Raw genomic sequence first — 16822 nt, 5'->3', positions numbered from 1 at the left:
AGACCACTCATATATCAAGCTCACCTTTTCACCTTCAAAAACGAGCCCCCTTTAAACACCAACTATAAAAATATACTGCTAACAAATCACATAACGATCCATTAAGCAAATTACTGCCAAGGGCTTTCACTCGCCAACACAATATAATGCGTAGCCATTATTTTAGAGTATATATTTAATCCTGCAGACCGCAGAAGGAGCTTTTCAGCCATCCTGACCCACTTATTGTTATATGGCGAAAATGGAGCTGAAGCATAGATATAGTCACGTATAACCACATATCCATGACTTGCAAGCAAGTTACGGAAGCTTTCTCGCGTCCAAAACTGTACATGTCCAAGTGAGTTTTCATACCTTGGTTTGTTTAAAAGAGACCATTTCAGTGTCTGAAACAGGCAGTCTTCAAGTGGCACTTCAAATACATACCACTTGGCGACCCCCTTCAATGACGCCAGCGCTTCATCAACATCTGGAATATGCTCAAGCACATGGGAAGAAACAACCGCATCAAATGCGCCCAACTGCCTGACATTCATCGGAGAGGAAATAACCCTGTAGTCCAACCCCGGTTGAGCAAATTCCCGATGTGCATTACGAACTCCAGTTCTACTGACGTCTACACCGAGCACCTTATAAGCAAAGCTATTCTGATACATCCAGTATGACAGAACGCCATTGCCGCACCCGAAATCCAGGACCCGATGCGGCCGACGCAGCCCTCCCCAGACTTTCTCGATTGCAGGAAAGCGATCTCTAACCGCCGAATCCATCGCATACGCATACTGATAGCCTGCGTCACGCCAAAAATCTTCATAAAATTCAGAGTCGTCCAGTGTATTATCCATATTTTCTCAGTACTCCGATTCTACGTGCGAACATTATAAGAGGGCGCATTACCCCCTCTCCCATAACAAGAATAAAAGCCGTAGCTAGAAACTCGGGTATAGCGCGCATGGAAAAGCCCTGCAGCCAGGGACGCCATATTCCTGACAAGTTGCCGACTTTTCGGTATACGGCGTAGCGCAACATTTTGGTGTGATAAACTCTGGGAGCGTACCGTCGATACTCAGCGCTGAATTCTTGAAAGAGCTTTTCATAACAAAGGGCCGTCTCTCTGGCTTTCTTTTCCGTTAACCAACCACTGGAAACAGAGCCCTGCCTTTGATCGTGATATATCCTTAAAATGATGGGGGTAATCCAAAAGTCGCATTCTTTTGCGAAATAGAGGTAACTAACGATCCCACAAGACTTTCGCAACCCTAAGTCTTGATATAGTTGAGTTCTTACAAAATTTCCACGAAAAACAGGCAAATATTCTCCTGAATGCCTTTCATTCAAAAGATCCTCGTAGGTCAATCTGCCACGATAAGCTGGCTCTGAGACAGTAGGGGCGCCGTTAGAATTTACACATGCGCTGTAGCACAATTGGCAATCTTCCGGCCATTCAGAAATGATTGACTGCAATCGCTCAGGCCAACCTTCGACAAACTCATCATCCGCATCCAGGATCGTAACAAAATCGCCTCGGCTGGCCTTGATTCCTGTGTTACGAGCGGCGCACATCCCCTTATTAGACTCATGCACGACCAAGCGCACAAAAGGATAGTCCTTGATGGCGATCACAAGTGAATCACCGTCGTCGCTTCCATCATCCACCACCACTACTTCCACTTCGAAGGCGATATCTACCAGGGAAGCGCTAATACTTTTTAAAGTCGCGCTTATAGTCGCACTGGCATTAAATGCAGGCACAATAACGCTAAGCAGCATGACGGCCAAACTCCCTCAAAAAAATCTCCAGGCTGTTCTTCCTGTACCGCTTTAAACGCTCTTCGTCTTCAGCAACATGGACAATCGCTTTCTCCAATTCTCGAGAGAAAACACTATCATCCGCTCTTTCTATCAATGACTTTATATTTCCAAGTTGATAGTAGTACGGAGATGGGAGGTATTTATCCCATATCGAAATAGGTGGCCGCAGTAAAACCCCGTTCTCTTCATTCCTGACCATTTCTGATATGGCGTACACATCAGTGGCAATTAGCGCCATTCCGTATGACATCGCCTCCAATACCACCATCCCAAATGAGTCCACGTAGGTTGGATGAATCAAAACGTCACAATGGCTCATAAATTTTTCTGCTATTTCGCGCCGGCTATATTCTGCAGGGTGAAAATGGATAGCAGGGCAACTAGCAACCAAATCTTTATATTTATCAGGAAGATGAGTTATCATATCCAAAGAAATATTGGGAGATGATCTATAGGCATTTATAAATGCGTTTATTAGCGCCCGCCCACCTTTTATATCGAACTGAGTAGATATATAAAGAAATCTCTTAACTCCTCCCCCTCTAGCAAGATGAGTTACATTCGTCTCTCTAACCACAGGCATATAGGGATATGATACAACTGCTTTATCAGCCACATCATCCCCCAAAGTAAGCCGTAAGTTTTCTAGGCAAGCGCGGCTCATACATCTTATCTGAACACAGCGCTCAGAAAGCAATATTTTCCTCAATATAGGCTTATATAACCCGAAAGCTCTAATATTGTAGCCAGTAAGGCTATAAGGGTTATCTAAATCTACAATAAACTTTCCAGATAGGACTAAAGCCCCCCATACATAGACAACAGTATGATCATCAAGCCCCTTGGGCCTGACCTTAAAGTTAATCAATGGCACTCTATTAACCCAAGATTTTATACCAGCGCCAGCAATAGACTTTTTAGAGGCGACTTGCTTTCCCATCTGTTTGCCAACATCTGGGTTAGCGACTTCTCCTGGCCAATTCCTAACCGTATCAAGTTGACGGTCTCTAAAGTAGCCATGGGGATAGAAATATATTGCACTCATAATATTAACCAGAATTCAAAGCCAAATCCTTTACACCACCCTCAACTTTACAGCATTTTAACCCTAGCATGATCTCAACCATTTCCTTAACCTCTTCATATATACGGCGCGGGCCTAATATAATTGCCGATGAGATCAAAAATATAATTAACGGCTGAGTAAATCCAGTTCCACTTCTAACTATATTAAAAATATTTGCCAAAACAAATATGGAAATTGATTTTCCGGCATAATTTTCATCATTAGACCATAATTTAAAATAGAGAATTTTAAACAGTCTTCCCAAAAAGAAGGCAAAGAAAATACCTATAAAAAAACCCATCCCAAACATGAAATCAACAACAAAGCTTGATGGCAAAGTTGTTGTAGCTGATCCGTTTTCATACATCCAAGGATAAAGAAACTTCTGTTCAGATATGCTTCCATATATTTCAGGTTTACTTGTCCACAACGCCCTGGGAACAGCCCCTAAAAAAAAGTTGAAAACCCAAGCCACACCGCCATCAACTCCAAATACAATCTGATTAAAATCAGCCTTCTCCAAAAACGCAGCTAAGTGGTCGATACCTTCAAAAGAGGAAGATAAAGAAGTAAGAAAATTTCTCATCACAAATGCACTGAGAATTATCTTGCTGACAGATATATCTTCAGATAAAAATAAGTACGGATCAGTATATCTCAAAGTCTGCAGAAGCGGCGCCATAAATATGGAAGAAAGTATCAAAGCTGGCGCCAACGCCACTCCGCGCCGCCTCCTTAAAATATAGCACACCGCCAAAACAAATATTGTCATTGATATAATACGCCTGGAAGCCAGCGCAACTGTCATAACAAGAGATGTAATCAATACAGCCACAACGACAATCCAAAAAACATTATCTTTAGCAGGCCTCCTTTTATAAATCCAAATAATGCATACATAGGAGAAAAACGCGTTCAAATAGAGTTCTGAAAATAGGAATACATGCCCTCCCCCTGTCCTCATCTCGTTTTGCTCGTTACCTTGAAATGGGACAAAAACACCGTCTTGTATAACTCGACCAAAAAGGAAAACCCAGGCCAGAGAAACTAACACCAACACCTTAATCCCTGGATACTTTACCGCCACCTCTCTCTTCGCTATAAAATGCTGGTTGCTGCCCGTTAATGACAAATAGCCGAAAAATGCAGAAACCCAAAACAAGAATGCCACTAATAGCGAAATAATAAGCTCTGACTCACGCCAATCCCTGCTAACTTGGAGAGAAATTATTCCCTGGTCAATCAAAACCCCTCTAAATGGAAAATATATTATCCATAACAGCGAGAAAAACCAAAAATGATTCAAGCAGGATTTGGAGACACCCAGACGATAAGTATCGTATAGCCAAAGCCCAACAACCAAAGCACAAGAGACTATGAGAAAGGCTAAAAGCATTTCTGTTATTTTCCAACAAAGTGGATTTTATAATTCATACTTTTTATATTCAAAAAAACCTTATGAAGCTTCGGCATAAAGCCTTCAAAAGCGCCCTTCATTATCAAATACTCTTTTTTGCACACCAACCCTTGATTATAGTAAAGCTCTTTCCAAAAAGGTTCTGAGTGAAAACAAACACCAAATCCTGCAGTATTAGCTCCCATAAATTTCGCAAACGGAGCCAACAGCCTGCTGGACGAAATTCCGAATATTATTTTACTCGTTACCTCGTTATACAACCCTCCGTTATAGTGAATTTCATAAACAATAATCACACCATTTTTTGTAAGTAGCTCTCTGGATACTTCTAAAGCTTTCCTCTGTAATGCTACAGATGACGCCCAGCTTTCACTGACAAAGTGATGGAGTACGAAATTAAAAAAAATGACATCGAACCTCTCATTACTATCTAGCTTTCTGTTAGCCCAATCCAAGTAGTTATCACATACGACCTCTTTGTTGTGACGGGATGTATTTTTGTCAGCCATTACTTGGCTCATCTCGACAATTGTTCCCCTTGATTCAGGCATAGAGCTCAGCATAGTATCCAAAAAAGTCCCATTCCCTCCTCCTACATCCAACAAATTAACTGAAGCCGGATTATTGAGAAGTGAGCGAACAGTGTTTACAACCGGTGAAACAGCATGTACAGCAGTGGAGTCATGATCAAAATAAGCCACTCTATCTTCTGAGAGCCGCACTATATCGTTCATAATTGCGTACCTTGTATTCTTGGCCCATAGCAACGCTATGATTTTGAGATTAAAAATGTTCCAAGCGCCAAATATTGCAGGCCTGAGTTCTCAAAAGTCATAATTGCCTGCTCTGGCGTGGCGACTAACGGATAGCCATGAAGGTTGAAACTCGTGTTTAAAACAGCTCCTACGCCTGTAAGGCCATGGAACTCATGGATCAGCCTGTAATAGTCAGGATTCACTTGCTTTTTGACGACCTGAGGCCTCAACGTGTGGTCCCCTTGATGGATCGCAGCGCGCAGCTGGGCGACCCCTTCCTCTGTCGCCTGATATGTACATATCATATAAGGCGCTTCGGATTTTTCCGGGTTATAGTTTTGCAAATACAGAGAAGCATGCTCTTCGAGGATGCTGGGAGCGAAAGGCATCCAGAAGTCTCTGGATTTAATCAAGTCATTAACTGTGTAGAAGCTTTCCATATAGCTTGGGTGCGCCAATATGGCTCTATTACCCAATGAACGGGCTCCCCATTCACAGCGGCCATGAAATCTTGCAACGACATTTTTGCTTGCAAGCAGTTGCGCAATTTTTACTTCTATCTCATCAAACTCTTGAATCTTATACTTCTCACTCAACCTCGTTTTTTCTATGTAATCAACGAAATCCTCCCTTGAGTATCCGATCCCCAGAAATAAGTCTTTCAATGGTTTTGTGGGATGACCGCTTCTCGCAGCATAGTCATAACAAGCGCCAATGGGATTAGACTCATCGCCACATGAAGGCATAAAACAGACAGTGTCGACTTCTTCCAAATCCTTAATTCGCTGGTTTAGCTTGACGTTCATAAAAACTCCGCCGCCAACAAATATATCCCGCAGTCCCGTTTTCTCTATTCCACTTTTAATCCAGCGAATGCATAGATCTTCCGTTAGATGCTGTAACGCGGCGGCGATATTGTCGAAACGCTCTCCAACTGCATTCTCCACCAGATAATCGTAGAATTTTGTCGTATCCACATTGGAAGAAAAGCTAAGCGGGTTATGTGGATCTAAATCTATTACCGGTTTAAAAATCTTTTCATAGGTTTTCAGGTAGTAGCTTTTTGCATAAGGAGCCAATCCCATTACCTTATATTCATGCTCCAGTATCTTCATGCCTAAAAATCTAGTGGTGTTACTATATATACCACCCAGGGATGACCTCATCGGCGTTTCAGCCAACCTCTCCCAACCGCCATCAGCGCGAGCAATGCTCACAGTGGCGCATAGGCCGTCGCCGCTACCATCTAAGGTAAATATAAGTGCGTCTTTTTTTGATGGAGTTGAACAAAATGAGTGAAATGCCGCACGAGCATGACAGGTATGATGCTCAATATGCTCTATGGATTTATGCTCAAGTCCTGCTTTTTTTAAGTTAACTTGTAACTCCTCTACCCCCATCTCCTTTAGCTGATTCGCCCGAATAGTCCTAAGTCGGTCAAATGCTTTAGGAGCCAAACGTCCTGCGATACCTTTTTCGGCCCTTTTGATAAGCTCCGCTATGCTCAGGGAAGTCTGGGTTTCCGGTGTAGATCCAAATAGATAGTCGTAACAAATAGCAGGAAAGACCTCCAAGCTTGCTATCAGCACTTTATCTATCTCGTCCGTACGCCATCCCAACTCTCTGCAAAGAGAGCGAATGGCATCCACCGGAAAATCTGCGGAGTTCTTCTTATTATCCAGCTTCTCCTGACTTAACGCGCCTTTAATCTCACCATCTTCCATAGCTGCGACAGTGGAATTATGACCGACATGAATCGCTAATATCTTCATTAGATCAATCTCTCTTTTCTTATTATAAAGTAATAGGCTAGAGCCAGCCCTAGTATATATTCAACGTTTACCGCCACAATTGGAGAAATAAAGCCAAAATAGTCATACAGTGAAATTATTAGTACAATTTTAAAAACCAACTCAACAGCCATAACTTTTATCAGCATACGTAATCTAACCATTGCATAAAGGAAGCTAACCGGCCATCGGGCAAGACTAAGAAAGAAAACAGCTCCGGCGCACATTAAGTAATTAAAATCGCCTGAAAGCTCGGAAATATTACCCACCCATACCTTTAGTATGCTTTCTCCTGCAAAGTAAAACACCGTCGCCGCCACAAAGCACATCACTCCATAAGCGAAAAATCCTTTTTTGAAGAGATTTCGCAAATTCTCCTTCTCACCTTTGGCATCCATGTGAATGACATATGGCTCAGCATATCCGGGAATTCTCCACAATGTCTGCATCAGAAGATTAGGGATTTTCCAAATCAGAGTGAGAGTAGCGGCGGCTTCCGCCCCCATTAAATACCCAACAATGATTACATCCGAGAATATAAATAGAAGTAATACTCCATATATTGAGTACCCTGCCGCAAAGCTCTTAAGCATTCTAGAGGCAATTTCTATTTGCGCCCTATCTGGGCGCTGTAAAATCACATAATGTCCGTGGCTGGACATTTTCCTCCAGTAAAAGTGGGTGCATATTCGCATTGTCAGAAAGCCAAGCGCCATGGCTATAAATACCGCCTGCATACCGATATCAGACAAGATCATAAGATATACTGAGACAGCCATAATCAAAGGGCTTATAACCTGCAATACATTACCTTCGTGCTGTTTTTTCGTCGCAGCAAACGCAGCCAGCTCAGAGGAAAACTCATACTGGATGACAATGTATATACAAAAGCATGCAATTAAGGAGTGAAAATTAGATATTGCATAGGAGTCAGGAGCCCCGCTAAGCCAGTAACTCTGAAAGAAAACTCCAATTATCGCAAGCAGCGCCGCAACGATAAGTCCATAACCTGTAAATAGGTACTTTGATGTTGAGTAGATCTGACGGGCGCCAGCAATATCCTGTTTAGCAACCGCTTCTCCCATAAGACGCGCCCCTCCGCCGCTAACCCAAGTTATTCCTAATGCCAGGAGAGGTATTGCGGCAAGCATCATGGAAATAACTCCAAACCCCCACTTTTCGTACTGGTCAAGATATAGAGGTATCGTAATAAGCTGAGTCAGCATTGTTACGAACATCAGGATATAACCACTTGAAAGAGTGCTTAAGTATGGCTTTATAACTTTTATTGACGCCAAGGCTAGCAATTCATTGTCCCTTTTTAGCGACAAACATAAGACTGGGGTAAAGCCCAATTAGGAATATCACGCTGATTACTACCTTTCCCACCCCTAATTTATTCAGCATACGAAGGGCCTTTGCTATGCCAGGGTACGCCTTTATCGCCACAGAGTTACCGAGCAATAAGCGTTCTACTTTTTCATAAAATACATTTCTGATGGCGAGTTCATTATTAAGCAGTAATTTCTTAATTTGATGAGGCGTTACAAGCTGCAAGTGATCTAAAAAGGGCGCCTGTTTTCTCTTACCCTGAACCAGAGCACACAAAGACATCCATTTTTTTCCCAGCTTTGGTATCGTCCATATTTGTAAGTGCGGCTCATAGGGCCATATGTAGTTTGGCGCTTCAATGTATATCACTCCATTTTTTGATAGCACCCGCGTCATTTCACTGATGACTTTCTCTACGTCCCTGACATGCTCAATCACCGTACTACATAAAATCAGATCAAACTCACCATCCTCAAAAGGTAGGCTCTCACCGAAGCCCCGAACAAATCGGCAAGTAGCAACCTCCTTAGATAAAGCTTCCGCCACATTAACCGCTTCGTGTTCAGGCTCAATACCAGTCACTTTAGCTCCCGGGTACTCTTCAGCGAGGGCCACGCAGTTCATTCCAATAGAAGAGCCAACCTCAAGAATGCTTTTTACATTATTTCTGTCTACGTACTGGGAGACCCACCGAACTACCTCGCGAGATGACTGAGAACAAGCTTCGTAATGACGTTGAAGGCTGTCGCCCAAAATAATCCTTTCCGCGTGCCCTCTATTGTCAGAGTTGTTCAAGAAGTCCAACCAAAGGGCTTCCGCTTCAGAAGTCAGCGCTCTCATGATTCCTCCAGAGTTGTATGGCGAAGAGCCTCGCGACAGTGCTTGTATCGACGCGGCTGTCTCCTCCCAGGTACCGATTCCAGACACCATTCAGGTTTTTTGCGTCAAATAGGCCCTCGCAGTCATCCGCTCCGGTAAAAAGACGATTTCCTACATCTCGCCATGGCCCCTTTAAAACATCTTCCTCCTGAATACCCATACCAAAGCCTCGCTTTGGCGCATGCAGTATTTCTTTTGGGATCAAGTCTCCCACCGCCTCCCTGAGAATATATTTCAGACCCTCTCCACTTCCCCCTTTGCGCACCTTATCTTTAAAATGTATTCCCATCGCAGCTGCGATAACTTCTTTATCAAGAAAAGGCGCTCGAAATTCCACTGAGGCCATCATTGCGGGCAGATCAGACGAAATTGTTATTGAATGGGCATTCTCAATTAGTAAAGCCAAATAGTTGGACTCATCGATGAAATCTTTATTTGGAAGAAGCGGCCCCCAATAACTCATTTCCTCGGAAACATAGTTCAGCATGGTCCTGGCTATGTCAGGAGGAATAATCAAAGGCCATTGTTCAGCCGCCTTATACTTATAATATGCCGCTTTCCTTAATCCAGGCCTTTCTAGTAAAAACTTTAGCGGCCCCTTTCTCCAACTGTCAGGTGCAATTCGAGCACATGCCAGAAATAAAGCTATGCCGTTTAAAAGCTTTGATATTTTTGCAGTATGGAAATGACCGGTATAACCGAAGAACAGCTCATCAGCGCCATTTCCGCTCATGACGACCTTAACTCCATCCTCATGAATCGCTTCAGACATTTCATAAGTATGAATAAGCGGCAACAGCATGATTGGCTCCCCCCAGGTCGCCAACAAGCTTTTAAAAACCTGAAATTGCCTATCAGCGTCATAATAAAATTCCTTATGACTCACTCCGAAAAGTCTCGCTACCTTTCTCGCCCTGCACAAATCTTCATCCTCAGGGCCAGCTCCGAAGGCATAGGTTCGAATAGTTTGGTTGGTGTGCTTTTTCATCAAAGCGACAATAGCGGAGCTATCTACCCCGCCCGACAATAATGCGCCAACAGGAACATCAGCTTGGGACCGTATAGCCACAGCGTTCTCAATTACATCACGCAGTTCCGCGGCGTCTCTCACCATGCCGGGAGTGGGACTCCAATGCCGCCACATCGACTCCAGCCTTCCTTCGCGAACAATCATTGCGTGGCCTGGCCTAAGCCTTTTAATCCCTTGAAAAGCGGTATGTGGCTCAGGAATATGACGAAGATTATGTAAAAGCATCGCCGCCAAGGCGGAGTGATCAATACTTCTGTTTATATCCGTAAACACTCCCAATGCGGGGATCTCAGAAGAAAAATAAAATCCGCTACTAGTTTCAGCGTATATGAAAGGCTTTTTGCCTACAGGATCCCGTGCGCAAATCAGGATATTTCTCTGATGGTCAAAAAGTGCGAAGGAAAACATCCCTCTTAGCTCATCAAGAAACAATTCTCCCTTCACCCGGTAGGCGACCAGTAAAACCTCAGTATCAGAATTGGAATTAAATTTATATCCAAGCGCCTCATACCGGGTTCGCAGTTCTTTATAGTTATATATCTCTCCATTAAAAACTACGGTCAAGTCACCACAAGGGCTATGCATGGGCTGATTGCCTTGGGGAGATAAATCAACTATGGCCAGCCTGGAGTGACAAAGCCCTATTGCTTTCGACTTATTAAGCCAATAAGCGGAAGCATCAGGGCCGCGATGCCGCTGCTTTTCCAGAATCCCTTTAAGCAACGCCGCGCCATCCTGGTTCGCGCAGTGTGAAGGTTTATAGTAGAAACCGCCTATTCCACACATTAGCTTGATAGATCCTCATATCATTTATATAAATAGTGATAATGCAAGGACAACAATAACAGGCTTACTCACTTTGCTTGCTTTCAGTTAAAATCTGAATAAATAAAACTAATAAAACCCCAAAAACACAACCTGCGATAGCGCCAACGATCACCATTTGAAATCTATTTGGTTTATATTTTTGCTCTGGCACAAACGCAGGATCGATCACCCTGAACACATAATCCTCCCTGACGCTAGCCAACATAGCCACTTTGGCCTGCGCTTCGACTAACTGATATAAAACTCTTTGCATTTCAGCATTTACAGTGAGCCTTATCTGTTCATTTAGATAATCTATGCTTCTTTCGGCTTCAGCTTTTTTCTGTAGCCTTACATGGCTATTCAGTTTATTAATCAGGAGGGTTACCCAATGCGCCGCCTCTTCTGGCTCATACGCCATGACAGAAACCGTTACCAGCCCGGATTTAGGATCTTCAGATACACTTAAATGCTTACTTACAAAGACCTGATAGGTTTTTTGCCAGGAAGGTTCGAGAGAAGATAATTCCTCCTCATCATCTCCCTTTAACCAGGTTAAGAGTCCGCCTAGCAGAGAGCCCGGTTTTTTCCACTGTCCACTCTCTTTATCCCAGTTTTTAATAAACAGAGAGGACTTAATATTTTCCTCTTTCAAAAAATGCGTGAGAAAATCTTGTGACTTCAGGATAGCCAGCGCCTCTGTTACTTCAGACTTCCCTCCGCCAATATTAAGTCCCGCGATACTGGCCAACCCTCCAAACTGACCCGCAAGACCTGCAAGCCCCCCTTTTTGCTCTTCCTGCGCCGGCGTCAACAATACAGATGACTTATATATATTCGGTTTATTAACCGCCATTAATATCGCAAAAAAAATTGAAATGAAGGTTATGGATATTATTAGCCACTTCCCCTTCCACAAGGTGCGAAATATGTCCTTAAGACTGACTTCGTTATCCTTGTACGTTTCAATAACAGGAAAAGTCTTTCTTTCCATAGTTCAATAGTCCATAGAGAAGGTCATTTCTCTTCCTATCTGGATAGATAATCTTTTCATAAACCCTCCTGAACAAAGTAACAGTAACTACATTAATGTAGTTACACCAGGGAATTATTTACGCTATAAACTTGCAACCGCCGCCGCTCCCAAAGCAATCTGATAGAAGATCTGACTGACATTCGTCCAAAGCTGTAGCTTACTAAGCCTGTCCGTTTCCAGGGGCACTACGATAGTGTCTCCAGGTCCTATCTTCTCCGTACCACTGCTAAACCAAGGGGAACCGCCTGGTAGCCAAACGGAGCCATTTGCCCTTACAACATAAGTACGCCCCGCGTCCGCTTGAGCCGTTTCGCCGCCACTCCGTTTAATATAGTCTTCAACGGAAAGATTTTGATAAAAGATATGGCTGGTGGAAAACTGGACTTCTCCTATGACCGTCACAGATTGCGTGACTGGAGGAACGATTAATCTATCTCCCTCCTGCAAAATGACATCTTGTTTCTTATCCCCTTGCATCAACGCATTCAAATCTATTACCAGACGACCCAGAGGCTTGCTCTCTTTGACTTGGCTAAGCAAGTTTTCCAATGTGCCCAGATCAGATGTAGATATTTCCTGCCCAGGGTTGCCTTCCCTGGCCAATTGCAGTTGCAGTGAGGCCAAGTCCCTTTTCAAGCGCGCCTCCGCCTCTTTCAACCTCTCCGCCTCCAACTCCGCTAGACGCTCTCTTGTATAGATCGCCCCTTTAATAAAGGCGTTCGAGCTGAATCCCCCAGCCCTCTCGATGACTTGTGATAGCGTCTCCCCCTTTCTAACTACATATTCTCCCGGAAACTGAACTTCCCCCTCCAAAGTGACGGTATATCGCTCCGCGTACTCAGGTATAGTTTTTATAAATACCTTATCCATTGCTTTTAGCTCGCTCGTCACGCCATCAGTCAGCGTATTTACAGGCGCATTAAATACTTCCAAGTCGCTTTTTGCAGAAGAGACATTTATGCGCGATATTTCGGCCTGCAGCGTATATGAAGAGTCGAGCAATCCCCCCGCCGCACGAATGAGCCGATCAATTGAGAATTTTTCCGTAACAGGATAGGAGCCGGGGAACTTCACCGCGCCGCCAATGGTCACATACTGAGGGGGGTGGCCCGGGCGCGCTTGCTCTCGCAACCTGCTAATAACGTCTTCAAGAAGCGGCTCCCTGATTGCATCTTTATTAAAGAGAATGAGCTTATCTAAGGGCTTAATCGTATAGCCGGCATCTCGCTTGTCAGAAAAAATTTCTACCAAGTCCAGCGCCTTAACTGCAATATCTCCACGCGGGTTGACCTCTCTTATCAATAGCGCGTAATTGAGGTCCGTTACGGCTGGGTCTATCCCCCCTGCTGCAATGATAGCGTCCTTCACAGAGTAGTTTTCAGGTAACGGAAACTTACCTTGCAGGCGAGCGGTTCCAAGAACGGAGAATGTTTTTTCTTTCTCGGCCGGGCTCGACTGCGCCTTTAATTTTCTTAACAGTCCGGCCAGCATTTTGCTTCTACTGCGATATCGATCAAAAACCAGCAGCCGGTCCTTATCCATCATAACCACATTTGCAGCGCTACTTGGTTTTGAAAGGGCCTCCCCTAGTTTGACGTGAATAACTTCAATGTCTTTATAGGCGCCCTTTTCTCTGACTATCAGCGCATACTCCAAGTCCGACAAAGGTTTTAAGCCTGATTTGATGGAGTGCAAGACATCACTGACCCGCATCCCCGGACTCCAGTCGTATACCCCTGGGCGGCTGACTTCGCCCAGGATTTTCACGTAGCCTTCCACAAGTTCATCCACGGCGCCGACAGTAATTAAGTCACCATTTTTGACGCCAAACCTTTCCCCCTGCTTGGTAAGGAGATTCACGTCCTGCACTGTCTTTTTAAAGCCATCGGCGACCCGCTCCACCTTGGTGAACTTCGGGTAGGCTTCCGCCCGAAGCCCCCCCGCCAGCTCTACAACCTCAGATATCGTCTTTTCATTCTTCAGCTCGTAGACAGCAGGGCGTTGAACATAGCCATCAACGCCCACAGCTTTACCTTTGGGAGGGATAAAAATGACATCGCCAGGCTGCAAGCGATGATCAGCGCTTGTGTCTCCGCTCAGCAGCAAGTCATACAAATCCAAAGCGGAAATCAGCTTACCTTGGCGCTTAAGCTGTATATTACGTAGCGAACCAGTAGGTCTCACTCCTCCGCTGACAAACAGAGCATTAGTCATGGTAGATAACGAACTTACCGTATAAGCCCCCGGCGTTCTTGCCTCGCCCAGGATAAACACCCTTATGCTTCTTAGCTCGCCCAGGGAAATAGCACTCTCAACGCCAATAAATTTTTGTTGAATCAAACGTGTTAATTGATCTTTCAACTCGTTGAAAGACAAGCCCGCCACGGGAATTGGTCCTATTTGAGGTATCTGAATCTGACCGTCCCTGGTGACTATCAGCTCGTGTAGTTGATTTTCTTTGCCAAACATCTGCACCCGGATAGTGTCTCCAGGTCCAACGATATACTCTGCGGGTATAGGTATTTCAGTGACTGGTGCAAACGTGGTTGGCGCACCAGCAAATAGGTCATAGCCAAATGGTTTTATTTTATTGGCGGTAGAAGGCGCATCACGTCTCTCTTCTCTCTCTCGTCTTTCTCGCCACTCCCGCTGATCCAACTGTTCTCGTTTGTCTTGGCGGTCAGTCCTGAACTGCTTGTTACGCCGATCCTTGTTATAACGCTCCCTGCTTTCCTCCCTTGAAGACCAGCTTCTATCTCTCTCATACCCTACATCTTGACCCAGATCTCTATCGGCAGGCGGCTCATCATCGCGCAACAGCCAGTCTTGCTCATAGGAGTACGCCCCTTCGTCCGGCTCCCATTCATATCCATACTCATCAATACGACTGTCAGGTCCGCCACTGTCAGCAAAACGCTCTTGCTCTTCAGAAGGCAATGGCCTGACTGGTGATTCCGGAGCTGGCTCAAGTTTTTTCTGGCTTGTGGTGGCCTGTGATTTTTTTAAAGCGTTTATATCCAGACCATATTGTTGGGCAAGCGCCTTTTGTTGCGCCTCAGGAAGCGAAAGAAACTGCTGCACTTGCTCTTGCGTTAGCGTCTGAGCGCCTGAGAGCAAGCTCCATCCCCAGAGAAGTATTATCGCTATAGCTTTATACATACTGTGCATATATACGTTCTTCATTATTAAAATCTATATGTCCCTTCAAGCCACACCAGGAAATCGCCACTTGCGGCATAATCGTTGATTAATTCTCTAGAGAAATAGTTACAGCCGACTTCATACCGCAATCCTCCCCATTCACTCTGATACGCCAGCTGTGCTTCCCATAGCGACTCTTCATAAAACTCTCCGCTGGGCGAAGGGGCGATTCGCGCGCTGTCAATGTTCGCGCGCACTTTTGCAACAGACCCTGTTATCACCGTAGAACTCGGGGCAATTAAACGCAGCCCAATGGAATATATTTCCGCATCATTATCCACCGAGGCTCCAATAGAGCGTCCGTGATATCTGTAGCCTGTCAGGTAAGTTTGATGGTTATATGCAACATTGGAAGAAAGAGATCCAAAAATCCCCCCCGCCGAGGTCGTCGCAGCCTCAAGGAAAACACCATAATCCCAATCATTGAAGCCAAATGAACTCTCAAGCCCACCGAGCCATAGCCTCTTGGACGGTAGGCCTCCAGCTTCATCTTCTCCAACCACTTGCAGGTAGAGGGCGGAGGGAAGCGAATCAAAATCAAGGGAAAAGCGCAGGTCGATACCGGCTAACTGATTACCAGGCTCATTCTCAGCAACGACCCCTCCATCTCCGATGTTGTCTCTCCCCAACAACATATCAACCAAACTGGAAATTGACTGAGGACGCCCCTCTCCTCCCCACTGAGCAACCCGATATAATCCAAACTCCAGATTTTGCAGCGGTCTAAAAGAGAAACGAGCGCCTAGTAGTTTGGCGTCAGGGACAGCACGCTCGCCCTCCAATTGACCACCAAACATTTCGAAGCTCCAGGGCCCTAACCAGGAAAGCCAGCGTGTTTCAAAAGAAGTGTCGGCATTACGCCGCAGGAACACGCCAGGGACCGGCCTGGCGTTATTGGAAAGAATAAGACTGGATTGCCACCCCGGTCCCCACCAGCGGTCAATTGCGCCGATGCCAAAAACCCAATTACCGAAGATTCCAGCAATATAAGAGCCGTCGGCCCGAGCAGTAGGAGTCTCGTCATAATCCCCATTGACGCCGCCGACACGTATGCCGGCAGCCAAAAAACTACCCAAAAATTCCGCTTGCAACCATGCTTCATCTTTCTCTGTAAAACTGTCACCAAAGCCTTTTAGGAAAGGAGAACGACTGGAAGCATAGAATTGCGCTTCAAAATGAGCGCTCTGAGTCTTATAGCGGCGTAATTCAAATTGGACATAGTCGAAAGCGGTACGAATACGATCGGAAGGGAGTTCTGCGCGGTCGATCAGCATCAATTCTCTATCGATGCTGGACCAGGAGATAGGCCACGCCATCACATTCAGGTTGGCGTACCCTGAATCGACTAGTAGCTGCAGGCTATGGCGCAGACGGATATCGTCAGTATCCGCCCATGGCGAAGCATGCGCATTAAGTGACCAGACCAGGAGCAAGGCAAGTACAGACTTCCTCCCCGGAATTAGTGATTCCTTCACCCTTATTACCGATTATTGTAGTTGTCTGATACCACTCTGATTAGGAGAGCTGGCGTTATTATAATTAGATACAGCTATTTAAAAGGATTATAGGAGAGATGTTTTGGAATGTGTAGGAAGCGAGGAAAATTAATTTTTGCGCATTATTTAACCAAATCAATGCATTAGGTGACTGATTTTGGTGCGCGCCACCTGCCGGAAAGCACTGCAGGTAGCGCCAAA

Annotated in this window: 12 protein-coding genes; all 12 read right to left on the bottom strand. The window is 45.0% G+C overall.

All coding sequences use genetic code 11. From position 1 onward, the window contains the following. Positions 1-110: 110 nt before the first annotated feature. Positions 111-845 (bottom strand): class I SAM-dependent methyltransferase, encoded by a 735-nt coding sequence (locus ACQYWX_RS11320; protein WP_431688842.1) that lies wholly within the window; start codon positions 843-845, stop codon positions 111-113. Then, complete coding sequence (locus ACQYWX_RS11315; protein ID WP_431688841.1) at positions 838-1770, bottom strand: glycosyltransferase family 2 protein; 933 nt, start codon at positions 1768-1770, stop codon at positions 838-840. The genes ACQYWX_RS11320 and ACQYWX_RS11315 overlap by 8 nt, the downstream gene beginning before the upstream one ends. Further along, positions 1760-2857 (bottom strand): glycosyltransferase family 4 protein, encoded by a 1098-nt coding sequence (locus tag ACQYWX_RS11310; RefSeq protein WP_431688840.1) that lies wholly within the window; start codon positions 2855-2857, stop codon positions 1760-1762. Before ACQYWX_RS11310 ends, ACQYWX_RS11315 begins: the two co-directional genes overlap by 11 nt. A gap of 4 nt (positions 2858-2861) precedes the next feature. Beyond that, positions 2862-4274 carry a hypothetical protein gene (locus ACQYWX_RS11305; protein WP_431688839.1) on the bottom strand — a complete coding sequence of 471 codons (1413 nt, stop codon included), beginning with the start codon at positions 4272-4274 and terminating at the stop codon, positions 2862-2864. A gap of 5 nt (positions 4275-4279) precedes the next feature. Further along, entirely contained in the window at positions 4280-5029 is a 750-nt protein-coding gene (locus ACQYWX_RS11300) for a class I SAM-dependent methyltransferase (protein WP_216735775.1), read from the bottom strand. Positions 5030-5064: 35 nt separating this feature from the next. Beyond that, positions 5065-6822, bottom strand: coding sequence for a carbamoyltransferase C-terminal domain-containing protein (locus tag ACQYWX_RS11295; protein WP_431688837.1), 1758 nt, complete (start codon positions 6820-6822; stop codon positions 5065-5067). After that, positions 6822-7994: a lipopolysaccharide biosynthesis protein gene (locus ACQYWX_RS11290; protein ID WP_431688836.1), complete on the bottom strand. Its 1173-nt coding sequence runs from the start codon at positions 7992-7994 to the stop codon at positions 6822-6824. Before ACQYWX_RS11290 ends, ACQYWX_RS11295 begins: the two co-directional genes overlap by 1 nt. 154 nt (positions 7995-8148) lie before the next feature. Next, on the bottom strand, positions 8149-9012 hold the full coding sequence (locus ACQYWX_RS11285; protein WP_431688835.1) for a class I SAM-dependent methyltransferase: 864 nt from the start codon (positions 9010-9012) through the stop codon (positions 8149-8151). Further along, a complete protein-coding gene (asnB, locus tag ACQYWX_RS11280) occupies positions 8993-10867 on the bottom strand; it encodes an asparagine synthase (glutamine-hydrolyzing) (protein WP_279501978.1) in 1875 nt (624 codons plus the stop codon). The genes ACQYWX_RS11285 and asnB overlap by 20 nt, the downstream gene beginning before the upstream one ends. Before the next feature lie 64 nt (positions 10868-10931). Continuing rightward, entirely contained in the window at positions 10932-11882 is a 951-nt protein-coding gene (locus ACQYWX_RS11275; RefSeq protein WP_279501979.1) for a Wzz/FepE/Etk N-terminal domain-containing protein, read from the bottom strand. A gap of 123 nt (positions 11883-12005) precedes the next feature. After that, positions 12006-15092, bottom strand: a complete 3087-nt coding sequence (locus tag ACQYWX_RS11270; protein WP_431688833.1) for an SLBB domain-containing protein — start codon at positions 15090-15092, stop codon at positions 12006-12008. A 17-nt stretch (positions 15093-15109) separates the two neighbouring features. Beyond that, positions 15110-16600 carry a capsule assembly Wzi family protein gene (locus ACQYWX_RS11265; RefSeq protein WP_431688831.1) on the bottom strand — a complete coding sequence of 497 codons (1491 nt, stop codon included), beginning with the start codon at positions 16598-16600 and terminating at the stop codon, positions 15110-15112. Positions 16601-16822: the final 222 nt, after the last annotated feature.

Origin of the sequence: Hahella sp. NBU794, from assembly GCF_050749805.1 — a bacterium.
GTDB lineage: Bacteria > Pseudomonadota > Gammaproteobacteria > Pseudomonadales > Oleiphilaceae > Hahella.
This window is presented reverse-complemented; position numbering and strand designations above follow the sequence as displayed.